Annotated in this window: 20 protein-coding genes; 9 read left to right on the top strand and 11 right to left on the bottom strand. The window is 47.5% G+C overall.

The window, feature by feature from the left end:
- Positions 1–72 precede the first annotated feature (72 nt).
- A complete protein-coding gene (locus tag F566_RS0112620; protein ID WP_020407352.1) occupies positions 73–1,776 on the top strand; it encodes an HAD family hydrolase in 1,704 nt (567 codons plus the stop codon).
- A gap of 6 nt (positions 1,777–1,782) precedes the next feature.
- Here F566_RS0112620 and F566_RS0112615 read toward each other — a convergent pair whose 3' ends face one another.
- The 6 genes from F566_RS0112615 to F566_RS0112585 all read right to left on the bottom strand — a co-directional run bounded on the left by F566_RS0112615 (position 1,783) and on the right by F566_RS0112585 (position 10,212).
- Positions 1,783–2,424 (bottom strand): LysE family translocator, encoded by a 642-nt coding sequence (locus F566_RS0112615; RefSeq protein WP_020407351.1) that lies wholly within the window; start codon positions 2,422–2,424, stop codon positions 1,783–1,785.
- A 69-nt stretch (positions 2,425–2,493) separates the two neighbouring features.
- Positions 2,494–2,844 (bottom strand): FHA domain-containing protein, encoded by a 351-nt coding sequence (locus F566_RS0112610; protein ID WP_020407350.1) that lies wholly within the window; start codon positions 2,842–2,844, stop codon positions 2,494–2,496.
- A 33-nt stretch (positions 2,845–2,877) separates the two neighbouring features.
- Positions 2,878–4,590 carry a serine/threonine-protein kinase gene (locus tag F566_RS0112605; protein WP_026179965.1) on the bottom strand — a complete coding sequence of 571 codons (1,713 nt, stop codon included), beginning with the start codon at positions 4,588–4,590 and terminating at the stop codon, positions 2,878–2,880.
- Between the two features lie 307 nt (positions 4,591–4,897).
- Positions 4,898–7,825, bottom strand: a complete 2,928-nt coding sequence (locus F566_RS0112595) for an insulinase family protein (protein WP_026179964.1) — start codon at positions 7,823–7,825, stop codon at positions 4,898–4,900.
- A gap of 212 nt (positions 7,826–8,037) precedes the next feature.
- On the bottom strand, positions 8,038–8,394 hold the full coding sequence (locus tag F566_RS0112590) for a hypothetical protein (protein ID WP_020407346.1): 357 nt from the start codon (positions 8,392–8,394) through the stop codon (positions 8,038–8,040).
- Positions 8,395–8,517: 123 nt separating this feature from the next.
- Positions 8,518–10,212, bottom strand: a complete 1,695-nt coding sequence (locus F566_RS0112585) for a methyl-accepting chemotaxis protein (protein WP_020407345.1) — start codon at positions 10,210–10,212, stop codon at positions 8,518–8,520.
- 307 nt (positions 10,213–10,519) lie between these two features.
- Here F566_RS0112585 and F566_RS0112580 point away from each other — a divergent pair, with 307 nt between their 5' ends.
- A complete protein-coding gene (locus F566_RS0112580; protein ID WP_020407344.1) occupies positions 10,520–11,347 on the top strand; it encodes an AraC family transcriptional regulator in 828 nt (275 codons plus the stop codon).
- A gap of 89 nt (positions 11,348–11,436) precedes the next feature.
- Positions 11,437–12,033 (top strand): LysE family translocator, encoded by a 597-nt coding sequence (locus F566_RS0112575; RefSeq protein WP_020407343.1) that lies wholly within the window; start codon positions 11,437–11,439, stop codon positions 12,031–12,033.
- A gap of 42 nt (positions 12,034–12,075) precedes the next feature.
- Here the strand turns inward: F566_RS0112575 and F566_RS0112570 are convergent, their stop codons facing one another.
- Together F566_RS0112570 and F566_RS0112565 are read right to left on the bottom strand one after the other, a co-directional pair.
- The gene (locus tag F566_RS0112570; protein WP_026179963.1) at positions 12,076–12,771 is read right to left on the bottom strand and encodes a glutathione binding-like protein; all 696 of its coding nucleotides are present in this window, start codon (positions 12,769–12,771) and stop codon (positions 12,076–12,078) included.
- 4 nt (positions 12,772–12,775) lie between these two features.
- Positions 12,776–13,513 carry a glutathione S-transferase family protein gene (locus F566_RS0112565; protein ID WP_020407341.1) on the bottom strand — a complete coding sequence of 246 codons (738 nt, stop codon included), beginning with the start codon at positions 13,511–13,513 and terminating at the stop codon, positions 12,776–12,778.
- A 130-nt stretch (positions 13,514–13,643) separates the two neighbouring features.
- Between F566_RS0112565 and F566_RS0112560 the strand changes: the two genes are divergently transcribed.
- Positions 13,644–14,237: a TetR/AcrR family transcriptional regulator gene (locus tag F566_RS0112560; protein WP_020407340.1), complete on the top strand. Its 594-nt coding sequence runs from the start codon at positions 13,644–13,646 to the stop codon at positions 14,235–14,237.
- Here F566_RS0112560 and F566_RS0112555 read toward each other — a convergent pair.
- The gene (locus F566_RS0112555) at positions 14,234–15,115 is read right to left on the bottom strand and encodes a LysR substrate-binding domain-containing protein (protein WP_026179961.1); all 882 of its coding nucleotides are present in this window, start codon (positions 15,113–15,115) and stop codon (positions 14,234–14,236) included. The genes F566_RS0112560 and F566_RS0112555 overlap by 4 nt on opposite strands.
- Positions 15,116–15,236: 121 nt before the next feature.
- Here F566_RS0112555 and F566_RS0112550 point away from each other — a divergent pair, with 121 nt between their 5' ends.
- The 4 genes from F566_RS0112550 to F566_RS0112535 all read left to right on the top strand — a co-directional run bounded on the left by F566_RS0112550 (position 15,237) and on the right by F566_RS0112535 (position 18,283).
- Positions 15,237–15,980 (top strand): FMN-dependent NADH-azoreductase, encoded by a 744-nt coding sequence (locus F566_RS0112550; RefSeq protein ID WP_020407337.1) that lies wholly within the window; start codon positions 15,237–15,239, stop codon positions 15,978–15,980.
- Between the two features lie 48 nt (positions 15,981–16,028).
- On the top strand, positions 16,029–16,889 hold the full coding sequence (locus F566_RS0112545) for an alpha/beta hydrolase (RefSeq protein ID WP_020407336.1): 861 nt from the start codon (positions 16,029–16,031) through the stop codon (positions 16,887–16,889).
- 182 nt (positions 16,890–17,071) lie between these two features.
- Positions 17,072–17,656, top strand: a complete 585-nt coding sequence (locus tag F566_RS0112540; RefSeq protein WP_020407335.1) for an Hsp20/alpha crystallin family protein — start codon at positions 17,072–17,074, stop codon at positions 17,654–17,656.
- 21 nt (positions 17,657–17,677) lie between these two features.
- On the top strand, positions 17,678–18,283 hold the full coding sequence (locus tag F566_RS0112535) for an Hsp20/alpha crystallin family protein (protein ID WP_020407334.1): 606 nt from the start codon (positions 17,678–17,680) through the stop codon (positions 18,281–18,283).
- Between the two features lie 72 nt (positions 18,284–18,355).
- Here F566_RS0112535 and F566_RS0112530 read toward each other — a convergent pair whose 3' ends face one another.
- Together F566_RS0112530 and F566_RS0112525 are read right to left on the bottom strand one after the other, a co-directional pair.
- Entirely contained in the window at positions 18,356–19,291 is a 936-nt protein-coding gene (locus F566_RS0112530; protein WP_157496761.1) for a DUF4124 domain-containing protein, read from the bottom strand.
- A 136-nt stretch (positions 19,292–19,427) separates the two neighbouring features.
- Complete coding sequence (locus F566_RS0112525; RefSeq protein WP_020407332.1) at positions 19,428–19,943, bottom strand: macro domain-containing protein; 516 nt, start codon at positions 19,941–19,943, stop codon at positions 19,428–19,430.
- A 284-nt stretch (positions 19,944–20,227) separates the two neighbouring features.
- Here F566_RS0112525 and F566_RS0112520 point away from each other — a divergent pair, with 284 nt between their 5' ends.
- Entirely contained in the window at positions 20,228–20,821 is a 594-nt protein-coding gene (locus tag F566_RS0112520; RefSeq protein WP_020407331.1) for a GNAT family N-acetyltransferase, read from the top strand.
- Positions 20,822–20,824: the final 3 nt, after the last annotated feature.

Genomic DNA, 20,824 nt, shown 5'->3' with positions numbered 1-20,824 from the left:
TGCTAACTTTTATATACCCCTATGAATATCGAGCGATGCCCGGTCTGTCCGCCAAAGAGGTCACCAGCGCTAATGTCAGAGCCCAGCATTCATCAGCTTTCACTTCCGTCTCCGAGAGTAATGTTATTCGACTGGCATGGTACGCTTGTGGACACTCTGGATGCCATGTACAAGACAATGGAGGAGATGCTTCCCCAGCTTGAGGAACTGGATCTGGTGGGGGAGCTGATACCAGAGGAGTTCTGTAAATCACCAGACGATATCAAACTGGTTCGCTACATTCGCATATTCCGGAAATTACACCCGAAGATACTTGCGGAAAGAAGGGTTTCCAGAACCGAAATATTCAACGCCGTCTTCGGCAACAATACAGAAGCCAAACGTCGGGCACATAACGCCTACAACCAGTGCTATCGCCGACACTATGGTGACGTTAAACCTTTCCAGGAAGGGATTTACGAGTATCTCTCCACACTCCACCAAATGGGGATCAAGTTGGCGATTGCCACCAATCGTAGCCGTGAGTTTCTGGATCACGAACTGAGCCTGGTGGAAGGGGGGCGCTGGAAACCGTTATTTGATACCAGTGTCTGTGCCGACGATGTTACAGAGTACAAACCTGCTCCGGATGTCATTCATCAGGCACTGAGTAACCTTGGCGAACCCATATCTCCCCATGTCTGGTATGTCGGCGATAGCCATACAGACATGCAAACCGCTTACATAGCGGGCATTACACCGGTGTTTTATAACGGCGCTCATTGGGAAGAAAGATGGATCGACAGGATCATAGATAACATAGAGCAGAATCCCGAAGCACCACGACTGGTGATTGACAGTTTCGAACAACTGATGGATGCACTGGAGTTCCTGCAGGAACAAAAGCTGGCGTCTTTTGACATACGCCTTCATGATCACCGCCCCCCGGCGTGGCCGCCAAGGCCTCCACCACCACCAAGAATTGAACCGGACTGGCATCCCAACGCCTATCGCTTGACCCCACCCTCCCTGGTCTTGTTCGACTGGCACGCCACACTGGTAGATACCCTGGACGCTATGTACCACGCCGTAGACGACATGCTTCCCTTACTCGAAGAACTGAAACTGATCGACCGGCTGATTAAACCAGAGCAGAGCAAAACACCAGAGGATGCCAAGCTGGTGGAACATGTTCGCCATTACCAGCAACTACACCCCAAAGTAAAAGCCGACCGCAAGATATCACGGACAGATATTTTCGAGGTGCTATTCGGTGAAGATCAGGAAGCCAAGCTTATTGCACACCAGGCATTTAACCAGCATTACCGTAATCACTACGGTACCGTTTTGCCTTTCGAACCGCAGGTACAAATGATGCTGGAAGGCCTGAGAAGCATCCACCTGAAAGTGGGCGTGATCACCAACAGGGACAGGGAATTTTTCGTTCACGAACTGGCGGCTGTTGAGGGTAACGGTTGGGCTCACCTGTTTGACGTAGAAGTTTGCGGTGATGACGCCCCCAGAAGAAAGCCTCATCCGGATCAAATCTACCTGGCAGCCAAAAAGCTGGAGTGTAAATTAGATAAGTCGATCTGGTATGTCGGAGAAAGTACAACCGACACAATCTCCGCCAATATAGCGGGAATTACGAGTGTCTTTTTTAATGGAGCGCAATGGGATCTGAATTGGCTGCAGAAGATATTTCCCGGCTCAGAACGTTTTCCTCATAAACCGGATGTCGTGGTCAACGATTTTTCGGAGTTCTGGGCCCTGATACTGGCATGCTACAGGGCCTGAACTTTACTACACGGGTTGCGCACGAGTCTGGGTAGCCAGCAGCACACCCATACTGACGAACAGACCGCCAGTTACCCGTTTGAACCAGCGCAGCCGAATTGGCTCAAATAACCACTTCTGGGCCTTACTGCCAATCAGGGCATATCCACTCAACACGGTAAAGGATATTCCCATAAATATCGCCGTAAGCACCACCAATTGGGATACAACGGCGATTTCGGTATTCACGAATTGAGGAAACAAGGCGGTAAAAAACAGAATTGCTTTGGGGTTGGTTACCGCAATCAGGAAAGCTCTGCGAAACAAATCCAGACCTTTGACCTGATCATTAATCGCCTGCCCACTATCATCAACTCTAAGGAAGTTTTTGTCCTTCCAGGACTTAATTCCCAGGTAGATCAGATATGCCGCACCGACGAACTTCAATACCATAAATGCCATCCCTGATGCAGCCAGTACAGCCCCAAGCCCTATCGCCGAAAGTAAGGACACGAGAGCAAGACCCACAACATTTCCAGCAATGGCAAACCAGGTTTTTCTGAGGCCTACCTGTGTACCGAGCGTAATCGCCAGGAGTACCGCCGGCCCTGGAGATAGCACTGCCCCAAATGCAACCAGGGTATAAAGGGATAATGTAGCAACATCCATTGGCCGATTCCTTAAAAAGTTAGGATACGGATAGATTTATCAGGTCAGAACAAGATTGGCAATCAGCATTTATTCCAGAGTATAGGCAGTTTTTTCCAACGTACCGGAAAGGCTTTCGATGAACTTGAACTGGTTCCATGCAATACGAACAATATCGTTGTTATTCAGACGTCGACGACTGTTAACCGGCTCATCGTTGATGAAGGTTCCGTTAGTACTTCCAAGGTCACTGATAAAAACATCAAACACACCATCCAGATACTTGTTCACTTCCACTTCAATCAGGGCGTGATTTCCACTAACGGCGATATCGTTAATCTGGATATCAGAATCCGGATGACGACCGACCTTGAGCTCCCCGGGTTCAAGGTTGAACTTATTGACCACCACATCGTCGACCAGTTGAGCTAATACAGGCATGAAACATCCTCCGCGAAAAAGATAAAAAAGTTATCAGGCGACCTCGCGACCGAAGTCGCTGACCAATGCTTCACGAATCGCTGCGGCCATTTCTCCAGCGTTTTGAAAACGTTTGGAGGGCTCTTTCTGCAATCCTTTATTGATAATCCGGACAGCACTGGCTGGAAGGTCCTCACGCAACTCCCGCACACTTTTGTGCTTTTTATTGAGAATCTGAATGGAAAGCTCCGGCAAGGTATCCGCTTTGAAAGGTGTGGCTCCCGTCAGCAGCTGATAAAAGGTCACCGACAAACTGTACAGGTCGGCTGTGGCCTTGATGGCCTTCCCCTTCAACTGCTCAGGAGACATGTAAAGAGGGCTGCCTAACATCAGCCCTGTTCGGGTTTTTGAATCATCCGATATTCTGGCAATGCCAAAATCAGATACTTTCACCTGGCCGGTTTCAGGGTTATACAACAGATTGGAAGGCTTGATATCCCGGTGAATGACGTTGCGCTCATGAGCATACTGCAAGGCATCGGCGACCTGAGCCATCAGCTCATAGACTTTTGCCACCGGCAATAATTCATCCGCACGGCAGTATCGATCCAGCGCACAGCCCTGTACATAATCCATGGCAATATAGGCCAGATCGACTTCTTCACCCACATCATAAACGGCCACAATATTCGGATGACTCAAACGTCCGGCGGCCTCAGCCTCCCGGAAAAAACGTTCGCGCAGTTCATCCAGCTCCTGACTATCGAACTGCTGATAGTTCAACGTTTTTATTGCGACAAGCCTGGCAATCTTGGGATCCTTGCCCAGGTAAACAATGCCCATTGCACCGCGGCCAAGCTCCTGCTGAATCTCATAACGTCCCAATACAGGCTTAACCGAGGCTTCAGGTATCGCCAGTGTACTGGCCATTTCCAAACCTGTGGCGTGCTGTGTCAGAACACTGTTGGCCGCTCTCAGGCTTTGCAGCCTTTCTTTGACATCTCGAAATGACCCGGTTTGTTCGAGGATTGCCTCATAGGTATTGATGGCGGCGGTATACTGACGCTTTTTCTCCTGCTCAATGGCAATGCTGTAACAAAGTTCAAGAGCCTCATCAGTGGCATAACAGAACTCCAATGCCTCCATGGCCTGGTCCAGCCGCTGCTGCTGATAAAACTGACCAGCCAGCTTCAGGCCCAAATCATGCTGGTTCGTCTGCAACACCTGGATCTCCTGGTGAGGACGCAACCAGAACAGCATCAGAAGATAACCCACTGCCAAAAACTGAATCGCACTACCCAGAGGCCACCATTTCCCCTGTAAGGCCAGCATTCCCAGTTCCGTCGTTGTGATGCCGGCAAGTATCAGAAACGTCAGCCAAAAGCCGGCGGCCAACCCCATACGGGAAAGTCCCAGCAGCAAATAAACAGCCATCAGTAGAATAGCGACTCGTTCTGCCAGGGGAAGCCAGTAAGGTACCGAAAGATCCTGCGGAATCGCTTCAGTTCCCGACCGATAACCCTCGATGACACCGGTCCACCATGGGGATTGATCGGGGGAAATATGTTTGGAGGTACGAACCGCGGCTATCGGAGTAAGAGACTGGGCTGTCTCAAATAATTGTATGTCCAATGCTTGCAGAGAGGGTGGTCTGGTTGGCAGAAATACCAACAAACAGGCGCACAAAAGTACCAGCGTACGGATGCTATACCAACGCCAAAGTCTGCCCAACAGGACAGATAGTCCCGTTTTCCTACTATCAGCCAAGGAGTAACCCTATGAATTTCATACAGATCTGCCCTCTAACTTTAGTACTAGTCCTTATCGGCGAACAGAATGCTTTTGCAGCTTTGTGTTACGAAGTGTGTCAGGCCAGGATACTCTTTCCACTTCAGAGCAATCAATAAGGTTTTTTTGAGAGATCTGGCGACAGTGTGGCTATTAGTGGTACGAAGGGGTGAGGCACCTGTAATCTGAACTAAGAAGCCAGGAGGGTATGGATTGCGATCAAGTGAGCCTCATTCCGACGATCCAGTAGGATGGAGAGTCCAGCAGGACTCTCCACAACGTGACTCTAATCCCGATTGAGGTTTTGCTTTCCAGCCAGGATTTTCCAGGAATCAGTAACTTCCCTAAAGTCGTCAATTGAGTCTATGCGGGTATCTCCAATCTGACTCTTCCAACCCCAGCTCAAGGAATGGGAATCTCCTTCAATCAGGATCGATAACAGTCGACTTTTCCCTGGAAGCGCCCTTTGAATGTACCAATCGAAAAAAGCATCCTTATCCAAGTTCTCCAGAGAGTTGACAATTTCCTCTCTGACAGTGAAGTTATAACCCGCATTATTCATTGCATCCCACACCCGGTCGGCCTGCTCTTCCTGGTCATCTGCCTCTGACTTCAATTCCGTTACAGTCGCACTGACATAGGATTGAAATTCCTCTGGAGGTAACGCTTTAAGGTTGGAGGCAAACTTCTCAACAAATTCCAGGATACTGTCTTCCAAGACATTTGCTGCCGCGACGGGTGAAAGTACAGAAAAGGTGATTCCCGGGTAACCAACGAAACTTTCATACCGGGAATCAACGACATATCCCAATTGCTCTTCAGTTCTGAGATCTGAATAAAATCGAGAGGCCAACAACCGCTCTAGAAGCAGGAACTTAGCCCTCTCTTCTGGTCCGGTCGATTCACCCTGAAGATACACCAGTACCGCAGAGTCAGAAAACGCGGTCTCATCCAGAAGCCTGTTGATACCATAGGGAAGCTTCATCACAGCCTCAACCACTTCGACCTTTCCTTCCTTTTTGATCAACGAATTCGCGATCTTCTTATTCCAATCGATTGCCTGAGTTTCACTGACATTTCCATATACCAGAGAAGTAACCCACATGGCGCTTTTCCAGTCTTCCATGAGGTTTACCAGTCTTGCCCAAGAACTGCCACGCATCCCGGCAGCAATATCATCGTCACTGAAATCCGGGGCATACAGTAACTTTGTCTGCAACAGATTAGCGATGCTAAGGGGGGGCTGCTCGTCTCTTCGTTTTAGGTACCCCATCCAGCCGTATCGATAGCCGGCAAAGGTATCCTCATCAACCTTTAGATTTCTTAATTGCTTGAGAACCTCATCCAGCAAAAGCTCTATACTGTCCCGATATCCAACAAAGTACAGACCGATACCGTTGGCCTCTCGTGTGATATCCAGATAGGTATCCACATCTGTTGCGGCAGAAATCGATTCCTGAAGATTTTCCTCAAGAAAGCTTTTCATCAGATAAACCAGTGCTGCATTCTGCGAATTACTGTCTGCTACCGGAGACCGAAGCAAAACATAGAACATACTTGTAGGACTGTTAAAGCTTCGATCATTGCCGTACCACGCATCAACATTAGGGTGAATATCAAGTGCTTTAGGGCTTTTCTGGTCCACCAAGCTGGATTTGGTCAGATGCTTGGGAATAAAAGGATTCTTTTTAGGTAGCGTTAACGAATAATCCTCTACTTTTTCCACCATTTTCTTCGAATGAGGATTACGAGTGGTTTCTCTCACTTTTCGCTCGACCTTGGGCATGTAGTGCACAAGGTTATTTTCTTCGATTGGCTCATAATCGAATGCTGTGCCAAACCATCGCGAGTACTGACTCGTCATAAAATCCGGGTTGCTGACTAATACCAGCATATTGTCCACTCTGATAAAGCTCAGGAGTTTTTTAACAGTCTCGGGGTCATAGCTCTCAGCAGCATATCCTTTCGAAATCGAATACTTGAAGCCATAACGCTGAAAGTTGTATGCCATCTCACTGGCATCCCAGTTGGTTGAGTAGCACCATTGCATTGCTTTAATTTGCAAAAACTCATCAAATCGCCATTCCTCCAGCGTCGAACTTTGCAACAGATCTACATAGGCCATCAAGCGCCGAATGACCTCCCAATATTGCTGGGAACCGTCATAGTAAATATCTATATACATCTCGATTCTGGGGGAGTTCGGATCATCCAGATTAAACTCAACACTGACTCCGTCACCTAATTCATCTACCAGCAGACGATTTGCGAAAGTGCCCTCCACCTGCTGCTCCAGTAAAAAGCTAACGAACTCTTCCGCTGCATACTGGTGAATATCAGATAAATCTCCCGTTAAAGGAAAATGAAGCACCATATACCGCTTTGCTTTACCCAAATCCAACTTGGCGACACCGGGAAGGTTCTGATATTCCAGCGGTGTTGGAAAACGAATATACGAATCGTCAGACTTTTTAATTTCCGAAAAATACTTGTTTGCTATATCAATTAACTCGGACATTGGCTGCGAGGAGCGAATGACAAGAGCCATTTTGTCCGCGCTGTATTGATTTTCCCACCAGGCCCGAACCCTTTTGGTCAAATTACCAGCAGACACCCGGTTTAACGTACTGCTATTCCCCATGCCAAACCTAGCCCGCGGATGGCGTGCTCCATACACTTCATTAGCAACATCTCTCATACGCCAATAAAGTCTATTTTTCCTGTATTCATACTCCGCGTTCACCGCATTACTCTCCCGTTCAATGTAATACGGATCCAGTGTCGGACTGACAAACTGGTCAGCAAATATGGCGAGCGCTCCCTCCAGGTACTCTGTATTTATCTGGAAGTAATAGTTTGTGTTTGCATAATCAGTCGTCGCGTTGGCATATCCACCGTGTTGCTCAATATAACGGCTATAGACATCGGCATCGGAATACTTTTCAGATCCCAGGAAAAGCATATGCTCCAGAAAATGAGCCATCCCCGGCATATCACTGGGATCATCCTTAGTTCCGACCGCCACATCCATAGAGACTCCGGCCTGCGTTTCCTCCGGGTCTGAAATCAGGAGTACCTTTAACCCGTTTTCGAGTGAGAGTTGATGGTAGTCATAATCAAATGAACAATGCTTCGGCATCAACGGCACATCTGACTGCGCCAGAGCCAATCCCGAAAAACACACACAAAACGACAACAGAAATCGAACTAACAAGAAAATCTCCGAAAATATGAGCTATATCTGATGGGTTAATAGAGAGGGTTACATCCGTGCTATGGCTAAATCCATTACCAGAGGAATTCCCAAGAACAAAAAAAGGAAGATAGTGTCACTTTTAATCAATCTTAAATATCTCTTACCCGTGAAAAACGGTTAAATACAGAGAAGGAAGACAGCTTTTCTTCCCAATAAAACGGAGGGGATCACTAGTCCGACTTTCGGTACTCACCAATCACTTCAATTTCCCCCACAATGTTATCGTTGAGACTTTCCAGCTCCTCAGCAGGAACCCACCATTCTGCATGGTGAGCCGCCCCTACTTGCTCAATCTTATATTTGGGCATGAATGAGGCCTTCACGAAAAACCGAGTAACATAACCCACGCCACTGTCTTTGATATTCCATTGAGTCGCGATTTCCCGCGCATACTGTTCATTCGTAACCGGATAAAAGATTGGTTGTTCGGGCAAACGAGGCGGCCAACACTTATAACCAGATGCTTTTACTAGTTCTAACTCATTAGGGCCTGTAGGCCGAAACATCTCAACTAATTCGTCAGTCATGAATACTCCTCTCTCCTTTACAATTAGCAAGTCATCGATTCATTTACCTGATCACACAACAGGTATCAGCGCATTTTCCCCGCTGCATTGGCAGATTCAAGGATAGACAACTAACACCCGGGATTAACCACCGAACCGGGAGGTAAATGTATTCAACTCTTCCGCCAAATGCGACAATTTTTCAGCGCTTGCGGCAATCTGAGTGGCGCTATCAGAAGACTGGTGCGATAACTCATTGATGGACGCAATATTCTGGTTAATTTCCTCCACTACCTGATGCTGTTCACGGGCTGCTGAGGCAATTTGAGCGTTCATTTCATTAGCAGTATTGACAGCATTGAATACTTCTTCCATTGATTGAGAAGTCTTTTGCGAAAAATCAACGGACTGCGCGGTTTTATCAGAGGCTTTTTCAATCACTGACACCATTGCCTGAGTACCTGAGTGCAGTTTCTCAATCATTTGGTGGATTTCCTCGGTTGACGCTTGTGTTTTCTGGGCAAGACTGCGAACTTCATCCGCGACCACCGCAAAACCTCGGCCCTGCTCACCCGCTCTGGCGGCTTCAATCGCCGCATTCAGAGCCAAAAGATTTGTTTGTTCTGCAATTCCTCGAATAACATCCAATACCGCCCCTATCCCTCGACTGTCTTCAGAAAGCTGATCGACGACATCTTTTGCATCCTGCATACTTTCAGACACCTGACCAATCGCAGCCGCAGCGGAGCGGGTGACATTCTGGCTTTCCTTTGAGGCGACATCAGCCCGTGAAGAAGCTTGAGAAGCCTGGCTGGCACTTTCAGCTACACCATCCACTGTGGCAGTCATCTCATTAACCGAAGTCGCCGTTGATTCGGTCTTGGCCTGCTGTAGCTGGATATCCTGACTGGTCTGTTCAGTTATCAGGGACAGAGATTTGGATGACTGTGCAACCTCTCTGGAAAGTCCGGCAATCTGACTGAAGGTCGTACTTAATTCCTCAACGAATCGATTAAAGGCCATTGCAATCCGACTGACCTCATCTTCCCCATCAACTTCCAGACGGTGAGACAGATCTCCACCTTCACCAGATATCCCTTCCAGTGCCAGAGCAACACGATGCACCCTGCGATGGACCAATACTCTGTACAGACCAATAATGACCAAAAGAACAGCAACCAGAACAAGGATCATGACCGCAACAACTTTAATTCCCAAGGTCTGGCCATTCGCGATGAGTTCGTCAATATTGATATCAACTTCCAGGACACCCCGGACATCTCCCAGTTTCCAATCATTTTTAGGAGTGTCCGGACGAGAGTTGTGGCATGCAACACAGCCTGCAGCGACCATTCTATCGGCGACAGCGACTCTCACAATAGAGTTGCCGCCGGGCGTCTTCTCCACCATTGAAAATGTTTTATCCGGCTCTCTGTTGAGACTCTTCCATGCCTCCTGACCAAATCCATCCAATTTTCGCCCGGCTCTGTTGGGAAAAGGAAAAGCACTGTATAGCTTAAGTGTCATTCCCTCCTGAGAAAACTCCGAACTAAGGTCATGAATCATCGTGGCTGGTAAAGGAATGGCATTCACGTTTTGACGATGATCAAAGGATGCCTTCATTGAGGAGTTACCCAGAACCTTCTGAACCACATTTTTCGTGTAGTAGCCACGCAATGTTTTGAACTGCTGAACCATTTGTTCCGCCGAAACTGTTGCCTCTTTTACGGCATTAGTTTCCATTGCGCTCGGAACGTAAAAATAGATGGCAATAACAGACAAGAGGAATACAGCAACAACAGGCAGGGTGATCTTCCAGATCAGAGAGTGTGTTTTCATGACGATCACTCCTGATTTTCTAGGGGGTATACTTAAGTGTAGCGTCTATGGCTGAGAAGAAGATAAATAATCGCTATAGGTTTATGACAAATCACTACAACATGCAGTATCTTTGCGGAAATATGGCCCGGCTTATATGTCATCGCCACGCCGTTAATCATCAGGACCTGACGTCCTGTTAAGCGCCTGCGGCTGAACTTTCTGAGGTTTTATTTGACCGGAAAGCCACTATTTCCCATTAGGGCAGGCAAATAAAATCTCAGAAAGTTCGTCTTTAAAAAACTTAAGAGCTTCTAAAAAACTGAAGATGAAAGAATATTCCAAGCTTTGGGGAAATTCACGTATTGACGGCATTGAGTTGCTGTCAGCGTCGTTCAAAAACTTTGCATTTACCAGGCATTGGCATGATCAATTAGCCATCGGGATCATCCAGCAGGGTGCCGAAGGACTGGATTACCAGGGCAGCAAAATCGTTGTACCTCAAGGGAAAATCGTTGCGATCAATCCGTCGGAGACTCATACCGGATTTTCTGCCAGCAATGGAGGCTGGCGGTATCGCATGTTTTATTTTGAGGAGTCTTTACTGAAAAGAACTTTGGAGGACAACTTTAGCAATGTCGAGGTATTCATCCGAGGCCCCATCATTGATGACCCCGCATTGTTCAACCTGCTGTTGGAGCTACATCTGGCAATGGAAGTTGAAAGTTTCTTGCTAGCGCAGGATTCCCTGCTGGAAACCATGCTCTATCAGTTATTTCTCAGACACAGTTATCAGCAGCATCGACCACATAAAGAGGGGCATGATGTACCAGGAAACAAGCGAATCAGGGATTATCTTTACGAGAACTGGCAGCGCAACGTCACTCTGGATGAGCTATCAGATTTGACAGGGCAAAGCCGGTTCAAGCTTATAAGAACGTTTAAACAGCAGTATTCCCTTACACCACATCAATTTTTGATCCTGCTGAAGACTCGTCAGGCAAAGCGCATGCTGGACCGGGGCGTAGAACCGTCACTTGCGGCACTTGAGTGTGGGTTCTTCGACCAAAGCCACCTTCACCGTAACTTCAAGCGTGTATACGGTATTACTCCAGGCCGCCTGGGTAAATGCAATTTTGTACAAGAATCCCATTAACACGCTGACATAGATTTACTGACGCAACTTAACTTGAGAGGCTCTTAGCAGGGGCTCTCAACCTAATATCGTCTTCAGGAAGTAAATCAATGTCATTGAGCTTTATTCTGGCCTGGTTGGCCGTTATGTTCCCTCTGGTGTTCAGCCCTGGACCAGCAAATATTGTATTTGCCGCATGTGGTGCTCACATGGGCGTAAAACGCTCATTACCGCTGATGGTGGGTATTGACCTGATGTTTCTTATCAAGTCCCTCATTATTGGTTTCGGCCTGGGGGCCATTTTGCAGGAATATCCGCAATTCTATGCTCTGATACGAAGCGTTGGGGCCTGCTATCTTTTCTATTTGGCATTTAATTTTTTTCGCCCCTTATTCAACCCTGATTTATCTGCACCTAAGCCTTTAGGATTCAAAGATGGCCTGATAATCCAATTACTTAACGCCAAGGGCTGGATTATGGTATTTCTAATGTTTTCCCTGTTTGGAAGTCAGAGCGAGGACACTACCGGCAGAGTGTTGTGGCTGGTCGTCATGCTGGCAGTGCTGAACATCAGCACCCATATCACCTGGATCGCCGGAGGCGCACTCCTGCTGAAACGACTGACGGGGGAAATGGGACAAAAAATGCAGGCGGTCCTGTTTGGCGGAAGTCTAATAGTTGTAGCTATCTGGTTGTTATTAGGATAAGGGAAATGGCCTGAAACTCTCAGGCCATTTCCCTGGCGATGATTAAGCCTCAGCTGTCGCTGTCTGGCCAAAGAGTATTTTTTTGCCTTCTTCTGTCACAGCCGGCCTGTTAGTCCACGGCTTGGCTTTTTCATATGCGGCTTTTACAGCAGGTCGTTCTGCCATCTCATAAAACCAGCGTTTTAAATGCGGAAAATCATCCAGATCCTGCTGTTGGTTTTTATGCGGGACCACCCAGGGATAAATCGCCATATCTGCGATTGAATATTCATCCGCGACCCATTCCCGATGTGAAAGTCGTTGATCGAGCACACCGTAAAGTCGATTGGTCTCATTCACATAGCGCTCCATGGCATAGGCAATTCTTTCAGGGGCATACTGAACAAAATGATGGTTCTGCCCTGCCATGGGGCCAAGCCCACCTATTTGCCAGGTCAGCCATTCCAACACGGATTTCCGGCCTCGGATGTCTTCTGGTAAAAAGCGACGGGTTTTTTCTGCCAGATATATCAGAATAGCCCCCGATTCAAACACCGATATTGGGTCACCGCCATCAGAAGGAGCATGATCAACAATAGCCGGCATTCTATTATTGGGAGAGATTCTCAGGAACTCCGGCCTAAATTGGTCCCCTGCACTGATGTCCACAGGCGTGATCTGGTAATCAAGACCAGCCTCTTCAAGAAAGATTGTAATTTTGTGCCCGTTGGGCGTGGGCCAAAAATATAAGTCAATCATACTATTATCCATTTATTTCCTCGGGATAGTTCTGCGGGAACAAAGCTCTCATAGCTGCCTCATCCCGTTCTTTTTTGAAGTCAATGTTCTTGCCTGTTTCTTTCACTCTGGCCACCGCCGGGCGGCTATTGATCCTCTCAAACCAACGCTTTAGATTTGGGAAAGAAGCCAGAACCTCCTCACCCAAAACGATGGAAGCCCGATCAATCCAACCCCAGGCTGAAATGTCGGCAATGGAGTATTGATCACCGACGATATAGTCGCGTTCTACAAGATGCTGATCCAAAACCTGATAATGACGCTGAGTTTCACGCTGATATCGGTTAATGGCATAGGGCAGATTTTCCGGGGCCATATGTTTGAAATGGACTGCCTGGCCAGAATATGGACCAACACCGGTACCAATAAACATGAGCCACGATAGTAACTCAGCCCGATGTTCTAGATCTCCAGCCAGTTTTCCTGTCTTCTCAGACAGATAAAGTAAAATAGCAGTTGAATCAAATACCCGCACACCTTCGTCCTCGATCGCCGGCGTCTTTCCATTGGGGTTGATCGCCCGAAACTCTGCCGTGTGTTGCTCCCCTTTCAAGGTATCTACAGGAATAACCTCATAAGGTAATCCTGTTTCTTCCAGAAACAATGCAATCTTCATGGGGTTGGGGCTGGGATGATAATAGAGCTTGATCATATTCATTTCCTGTCGGTAATAGCGGGCCGTCAACTCATTTTGAACGATCATTCAAACACTGCTTGAACGATTATTCAAGTTCATTTTGAACATTTATTCAAAATGGCGTTATACTTTCACCGTCGATATGCGCTATCTCTCTTGATAAGAGCGCCCCTGAAGGTATGAGACGTAAAGTTGTATGGCCAGAGCCCAGTTTGACCGAGAACAGGTAATACAGGATTCCACCCGGTTGTTTTGGCAACAGGGGTTTAACGGTGCCTCTATGCAGCAAGTCTTCAAGGCCACAGGCCTAAAACCAGGCAGCCTTTATCTGGCGTTTGGAAGCAAGGAAGGTTTGTATGAGGCAGCATTGGAGCATTATTCCCGTCAATCCCGGGATATGGTGCGTCAAACGCTGGAAAGTGCTCCCACGGTATCCGAAGGTATTTGCCAGCTCCTGATCCAAATGGTGGATGAATCAGAAGACGCGGAATATTGCAGTTGTTTCCTGATTAAAAGCCAACTGGAGCTTGCCGCATCAGGCTGCAGCCTATTGACTAAAGTAAGCACCTACCTGGGTGCAATGGAAGACCTCTACGCCGAATGTTTAAGCCAGGAGTATCCCCGGGAACAGGCAGAAACCTATGCTGCCAGTCTGATGATTCATGTCTATGGCATTCGGGTATATGGATACCTGGATCGTCCAAGAGAATCGATGATTCAGGCGCTACAGGCAGGCCTCACCTGGCTTCCCTGGCAGGCTTGTGATTCCGCACATCGCTCACATGCCTAGGACAGTCCAAGCACCCAATCCCTAACGGCTTTGATTACTGGATCATTTTTCCTTTTATCCGGATAGATCAGATGAAATGGATCAGCTTTCAGTTCCGGACCGAAAGGCTGCACCAAACGACCATGAATCAGATCCTCCATGATCAAAGCCTTGCTCATTAAAGCCACTCCCTCACCATTCATCACCGCCGATATCGCATGGGTCTCATCAGAGAACACCGGACCGGCCAATGTATCCAAACCAGCAACTTGAGCGCATTGCTGCCAGGCAGGCCAGTCCATGGGAAGGCTTTTGGCATGTTCCGGCGCAAAGTGAATCAAGGGAAAATGACATAGGTCTGCCGGCTTTCGAATAGCAAGCTTCGGACTGCATACAGGCACAAACCTGTTATCAAACAGTTTTTCAGCGACCAGTCCGGGCCAGTGCCCTTTCCCATAACGTATCGCCAGATCGGCGGTGATTCCATCCAGCGCAACAACTTCGTGTGTTGCATGAATTCTTAAATCCAGATTGGGATGAGTTTTTCTTAAACGAGAAATCCCGGGCAGTAGCCATTTCACCGCAATGGCTGGAGTAGTCGACAGAGTCACCCCCTGGCGCGCAGGCGTTGATTTAAGACGCTGAAGAACCATGCGTATATTATCAAATGACTCCGTCAGCACAGCCTGCAGCTCTTTGCCCTGGCTTGTCAAAACGAGCTGCCTTGGTTTTCGAACAAACAGCGCTAGGCCGAGGCTCTCTTCCAACTGGCGAATCTGGTGGCTAATGGCTGTCGGCGTCACTGACAGCTCTTCCGCCGCCCGTTTGGCACTCTGGTGGCGTGCCGCCACTTCAAACGCCCGCAAAGCAGAAAGTGAAGGTATTCGGGTCGTTGCTATAGATGAATTATTCTCAACCATAACTCAAATTTTTATCATTTGTGAAGTGAATGAGTATCTGGCTTTATTTAAGTTTCTGTCAATCAATAGATGAATTTTATTCATCTTTTATGGAGGCTTTATGACCTGTCTACTCCACCTGGATGCGAGCGGCCGTCCCGGTCGCTCTGGAACCCATGCCCACGGATCATTGACCCGGCGTCTGACTCATCATTTCGTATCCCGCTGGAATGAATTATCGGAAAACAATAATGAGTTATGCGAGAACAGCCGCGATCTGTCCGAACACCACCGCACAATCTATCGCGATGTGGGTGCCCATCCACCACAACCAGTAAACGGCGAATGGATTCAAGCCGCCTTTTCTTCTGCTGACAGCATTGAACCCTGGATGGAAATGACTCTGTCAGAGAGTGACCAACTAATCGACGAAGTCTCTCAATCAGACATCATTGTGCTTGAAATTCCCATGTATAACTTCAGTGTACCTTCTGCCTTTAAGGCCTGGATCGACAACATCGTGCGCATAGGAAGAACTTTCGACTTCGACCCAAATCAAACAGACCATCCGTACACACCACTACTGTCAGACAGACCACGAAAAGTCGTCCTGCTATCATCTCGGGGAGGTTATGGAATGAACCCGGGAGGTGAGTTCGCGTATATGAACCACCTGGAACCCAGTGTCAAAACCGCCCTCGAATTCATTGGTCTGACAGATATGGAATGCATTGCCGTTGAATACCAGGAGGTCGGTGGTGATGCCCTGATTAATTCACTGGCAAAAGCCGAAAAACAAATTGACCAACTGGTTGAACGTCTGCTGCGGGAAATAAAACCTGACTTTGTTCAGAAGGCGGGCTAAGCTGGCACGATCACTTTCCGTTCCTAAAAAACGATTCAGAATAGCATCATGCGACGACCCTCCCGCTTGAAAAGGACTGCCCTGGTACTGTTATTACTGGCGGCTTCGGGCGGTGTCGTCTCCTCATGGATAGCCGGGACCGTTTTAACAGCTCCCGCCCGGACAACTATCGCTAACCCGCCAGATGATTTTGCAGTAGAGTCTATCGTGTACGGGCAAGTGCATGGCTGGTTTTCTCCTGTGACAGGCGCCAGCTCTTGCGCTTTGCTTATGCATGGCATCAGATCAAACAGGTCTGCGATGATAGACCGAGCCCGCTTTCTTCGTAATCAAGGTTACTCTGTCTTTCTTATCGATTTGCAGGCTCATGGTGAAAGCCCGGGAAGCGAAATCACTTTCGGCTTCAGAGAAGCCCAAAGTGCCTCTGATGCACTCAAATTTCTGAGAATCATACAAGGTTGTGAGAAAGTAGTGTCCTTAGGATACTCCTTGGGAGGCGCAGCAAGCTTACTCGGTAGAAAGCCTCTGGAAGTCGATGCGTTTATTCTGGAAGCCGTTTATCCGTCAATTCAGAGCGCGGTTTACCATCGACTGGAAATGCGGATGGGACCCGTGGCTAACTTGTTAGCCCCATTGCTTTATCTTCAGATCCCTCTACGACTGGATATTCCCCTGGCATCGCTGCAACCGATCCATGCCGTTCAACAGATCAAAGCACCTGTACTGATTATTGCGGGGATGAAAGATCAACATACACCGCTTGCCGAATCAAGACGCCTTTATGAAGCGGTCGCAGCCCCTAAACAATTTTGGGCAGTGGAAGGCGCCGTACACACTGACTTTTATCGCTATGCACCAACACATTACCGACAAAAGGTAGGAGATTTTCTGTCGACACATCTTGAATAATCATCAAACCCTTGGGTGAAAGTCTTCCAAACAAGGCTGTCTGCATTCTCCCTTTACGTCTGGACTTGAAATTTCCGACACCGCCCATACTTCCCTCAGTGAGATATCAATATCTGCTAATCAATTTTCAACGTTTCCATCTGTACACTAGCCGGACAAGCACCATAATGGAGGTATTGAAGATGAATCTACAGAAACTCAATCCCTGGAACTGGTTCAAACACGAAGACTCCCAAGAAACCACCGATCAAGTACCAGTATCCCGCGAGGACGCTGATTCAATTCCTGCATATAGCCCGGGCGCGAGCTCCCTGCTCCGTCTTCACCGGGAAATGGACCAGCTTTTTGATGATGTCTTCAGTGCTTTTTGTGTTCCTACATTACAGCCGAGGATCTCTGATCAACGCTTTGCAGGCAGATCTCCTGCAATGAAGGACTATCGCCCACGAATTGATGTTGCAGGTGATAATGACCAATATGACATTACTCTGGATGTCCCAGGCATGACCGCGAATGACCTCACTATAGAAGTGAAGGGGGAAATACTGACGATCAAGGGTCAAAAGGAAGAAAACCACGAGCACAAAGACAAGCACTACTATCGTATGGAGCGCCATTACGGCAGCTTTCAGAGAACGTTGTCTCTTCCACTCGACGCCAATGCAGACAATATCAAAGCGACGTTAAAAGATGGTCTCCTTAAACTGGAAATTCCCAGAAAGCCATCTGACAACGATGACATTAAACGGATTTCAATCTCCTCGTGACATTTAGCTTGGAGGTGAATCATGCAAACCAATCAAAAGCAAACTTGGCTCAGTCTTGCACTTGCGATATGCATAGGAGTGATAGCAGTCCTCGGTTACTACACCTGGAGCCTGCATCAGAAAATTGAAGACCTGCAAAACAGGCCCTATTCAGGCCTGCCGTATCCTTCGTTTAACAATCCGCATACTTGGCCCGGAGACTGGGACCCATGGTCTGATAACTGGGACCCGACAGGTAAATTCTCTGAACTGCAGAATTACATGGACAACCTTATGAATAATATGATGCCCGGTAATTCGATATTTAGTCAGCAAGGTTTCGGTCTATCTCCTTCCTCACCCAAAATCGACATGGAGAACCTGTCAGATAAGTATGTTGTCACTGTGACGGTACCTGATAGCCAGGATATGGAGCTCAATACAGAGCTTGCAGACAAGGTTCTGACCGTATCGGGTAAAATCAAATCGAGCGAAGAGGATTCCAGCGACAGTCTGCGAAAAAAATCGATCTCTACCAGTCGATTCTCGCAATCAATCAAGCTGACTGATCCTATTGATGAATCCAGGATGGAAATCAGCCACCAAGGCAAAGACATCTTGATCACAATCCCGAAAAAAACAGGGTAATATTTCGATGACCGAAATTAATTCAACCGTGGCACTCTCAACTGTGTCACGGTTGACATTCTTCAACTTAAATTAAAGCCTAATAGGTAATTGCTCTTCTCTGCGCACCCAATTATCCCAGTTTGTCTGCATCACACTAAGCCCGCCGATGTATTCCTTTTCAACCAGTGCAAAGGTCAGGACTCTGCTTCCGCGTTTGAAGCCATGTATCAATTGCGTGATAAAACTTCTCTGACTGGGGGAGGACAGGAGCATGCGGGTAAGCTCGCCGGCCTGGGAGTGAAGTATGTAATCTGAATTTCTATCTTCAGCCTGCCAGTCACCACTGGTAAGAGATAAAAACTCTCGTATCCCCATCAATGAGCCTTTCTCAAACTGCATTCTTACACGCTTGTAGTTATGACTATGGTGCTGAATAATGAGTTCACCATCCCGGCTGATCAAGGTTTCCATATTTTCTGCCAGCCCTTCATTCAACCAACTTGGCAAATAATCCGTCAGGATGTGTACAACCGCGTGACTCGTCTCATGCTTGAGGGTTCGGTAGAATTGCTCCATGTTCTCGCGTAAATAGATGGCGATCAGGTTGTCCCTTCTGAAGAACATCCCTGAAGTACGACCGTGCTCCATATTTGATTTGGAACGAACAAAAGTGTTGTAGCTATTGAAATCCGAATAAACGACTACTTTCACCGGCACAGTTTTATATATATCAAAATAGAGCTTTTGATCGTAAAACCGATAAACATTGTTCACATCCTGTTGAATTCTGGAAGTATCGCTCTCAGTTAACTTTCCACCTTTGCCGTCGACATCAATTTCAAGCTTCTTCCAATACAGTTTTTCTGTCTTCAGCTTAACTTCGATTTGCCCGGGTTTGTTCTGGCTGGTGTCACTGAAGTGGACTCTGCCACTTTCATCCACCCAACGATAAATTTCCGCTGAGGCAGATAAAGGTAATGAGCATAGAATTAATATTTTGAAGAGGGTTCGAAGACTTCCCGGCACTTTTCGGCTTCCGCACAGCTTAATTGATTCACCAAGTTATAATCTTACGCCAATCTATACCGGTCTTTCTCATGATTTTAGTGAGATTGGATATCGTTGTGTAACACCCACCAGATGTCGGAACGATATACTTTCCCTAATCACCATAAAACTTCTGATATACCTTGTTCCATTCTTCTAACTCAACTGGATTGTGCAGACACACAATCAATCTCTGAAACCTCTCCGTTGCAGGTATCAGAATCTCGAGCGCTTCATGGGCAACTATAGAATGTGGAGTACGATTTGTGCCAGCACCCAGTGCAGGAAAAGCGATGGTGTTGACGTTATTCTCTTCAGCAAGCCTGACGGCGTTTCTAAAACAATCACCCAGTACAGATAACGTGGAACCGCCCCATTGATCTCCGCCAGTCCAAAGCGGCGTTACTGAGTGGATAATAAATTTGCAGGGGAGATTAAATCCCGGTGTGATGACCGCATTGCCGGCAGTGCAATCACTTCCGAGTGTTTCGCACACCCGATCCAGTTCCGGCCCAGCTTTTTCATGGATGACAGCAGATAAGCCACGACCTTTACTGAGATATTTATGAGCCGGACAAACAATGGCATCAACCTCCAGAAGGGTAATATCTCCCTGAAGCAGTTCAATCATGAAGCAATCTCCTTATCCTGAGTTAGAAACTTTCCGGTAATAGACTGCACATCAGACAACCGATAATATCCAATGCTTGTTTAAGTATTGCACAGCAATCCGGTTTGCGCAGGCCATTGGGTAGCGGAACCCTCGCCTTCAGGTCTCAATTAGACCCAAAAGGCAGAGGCACCAAACAAAAAGTTCTGGTCGCGATAGCCACATTTTGCCGTTCAAAGGTAAGCATGCTGGAGCAGGGTTGATATACTGTAGCTAAACCAAATAGGGGGTATCAGGGAATCACAGTGGAACAAATAGAAATAGACACGGTCAGTGGACGCGACATTACCCCCTGGCTTGAGGATATTGCCAAACTGCGTCTTCAGGTTTTTCGTGAGTTTCCCTACTTATATGAAGGAAGCCTCGACTATGAATCAGACTATCTGAAGAAATATGCAAGCTCCGATAAAAGCGTGTTTATCCTGGCAAAGGTCAACAGAAAAGTCGTTGGTGCCGCCACTGGCCTGCCATTGATCGATGCAGATGAAGAATTTCAAGCCCCCTTTAAAGAACATGGTCTGAATATCAGCCAGTACTTCTATTTCGGGGAGTCTGTCTTGGATAAAAACTTTCGGGGTAGAGGCATCGGCCACATGTTTTTCGACGCCAGAGAAGCTTTCGCCTGGCACAATTGCTTCAGATGGACAACATTCTGCGCCGTCGAACGTCCGGAAAACCACCCGCAACGTCCGCCAAATTACAGACCTCTGAATCAATTCTGGGAAGCTCGAGGATATCAACAACGTCCTGAACTCAACACCTGTTACAGCTGGCAGGATATCGGTGAGCCAGAGGAAACCTCCAAACCAATGATTTTCTGGATCAAGAGTCCGGTATAAAAA

It is taken from the genome of Hahella ganghwensis DSM 17046 (assembly GCF_000376785.1).
GTDB classification, from domain to species: Bacteria; Pseudomonadota; Gammaproteobacteria; order Pseudomonadales; family Oleiphilaceae; genus Hahella; species Hahella ganghwensis.
This window is presented reverse-complemented; position numbering and strand designations above follow the sequence as displayed.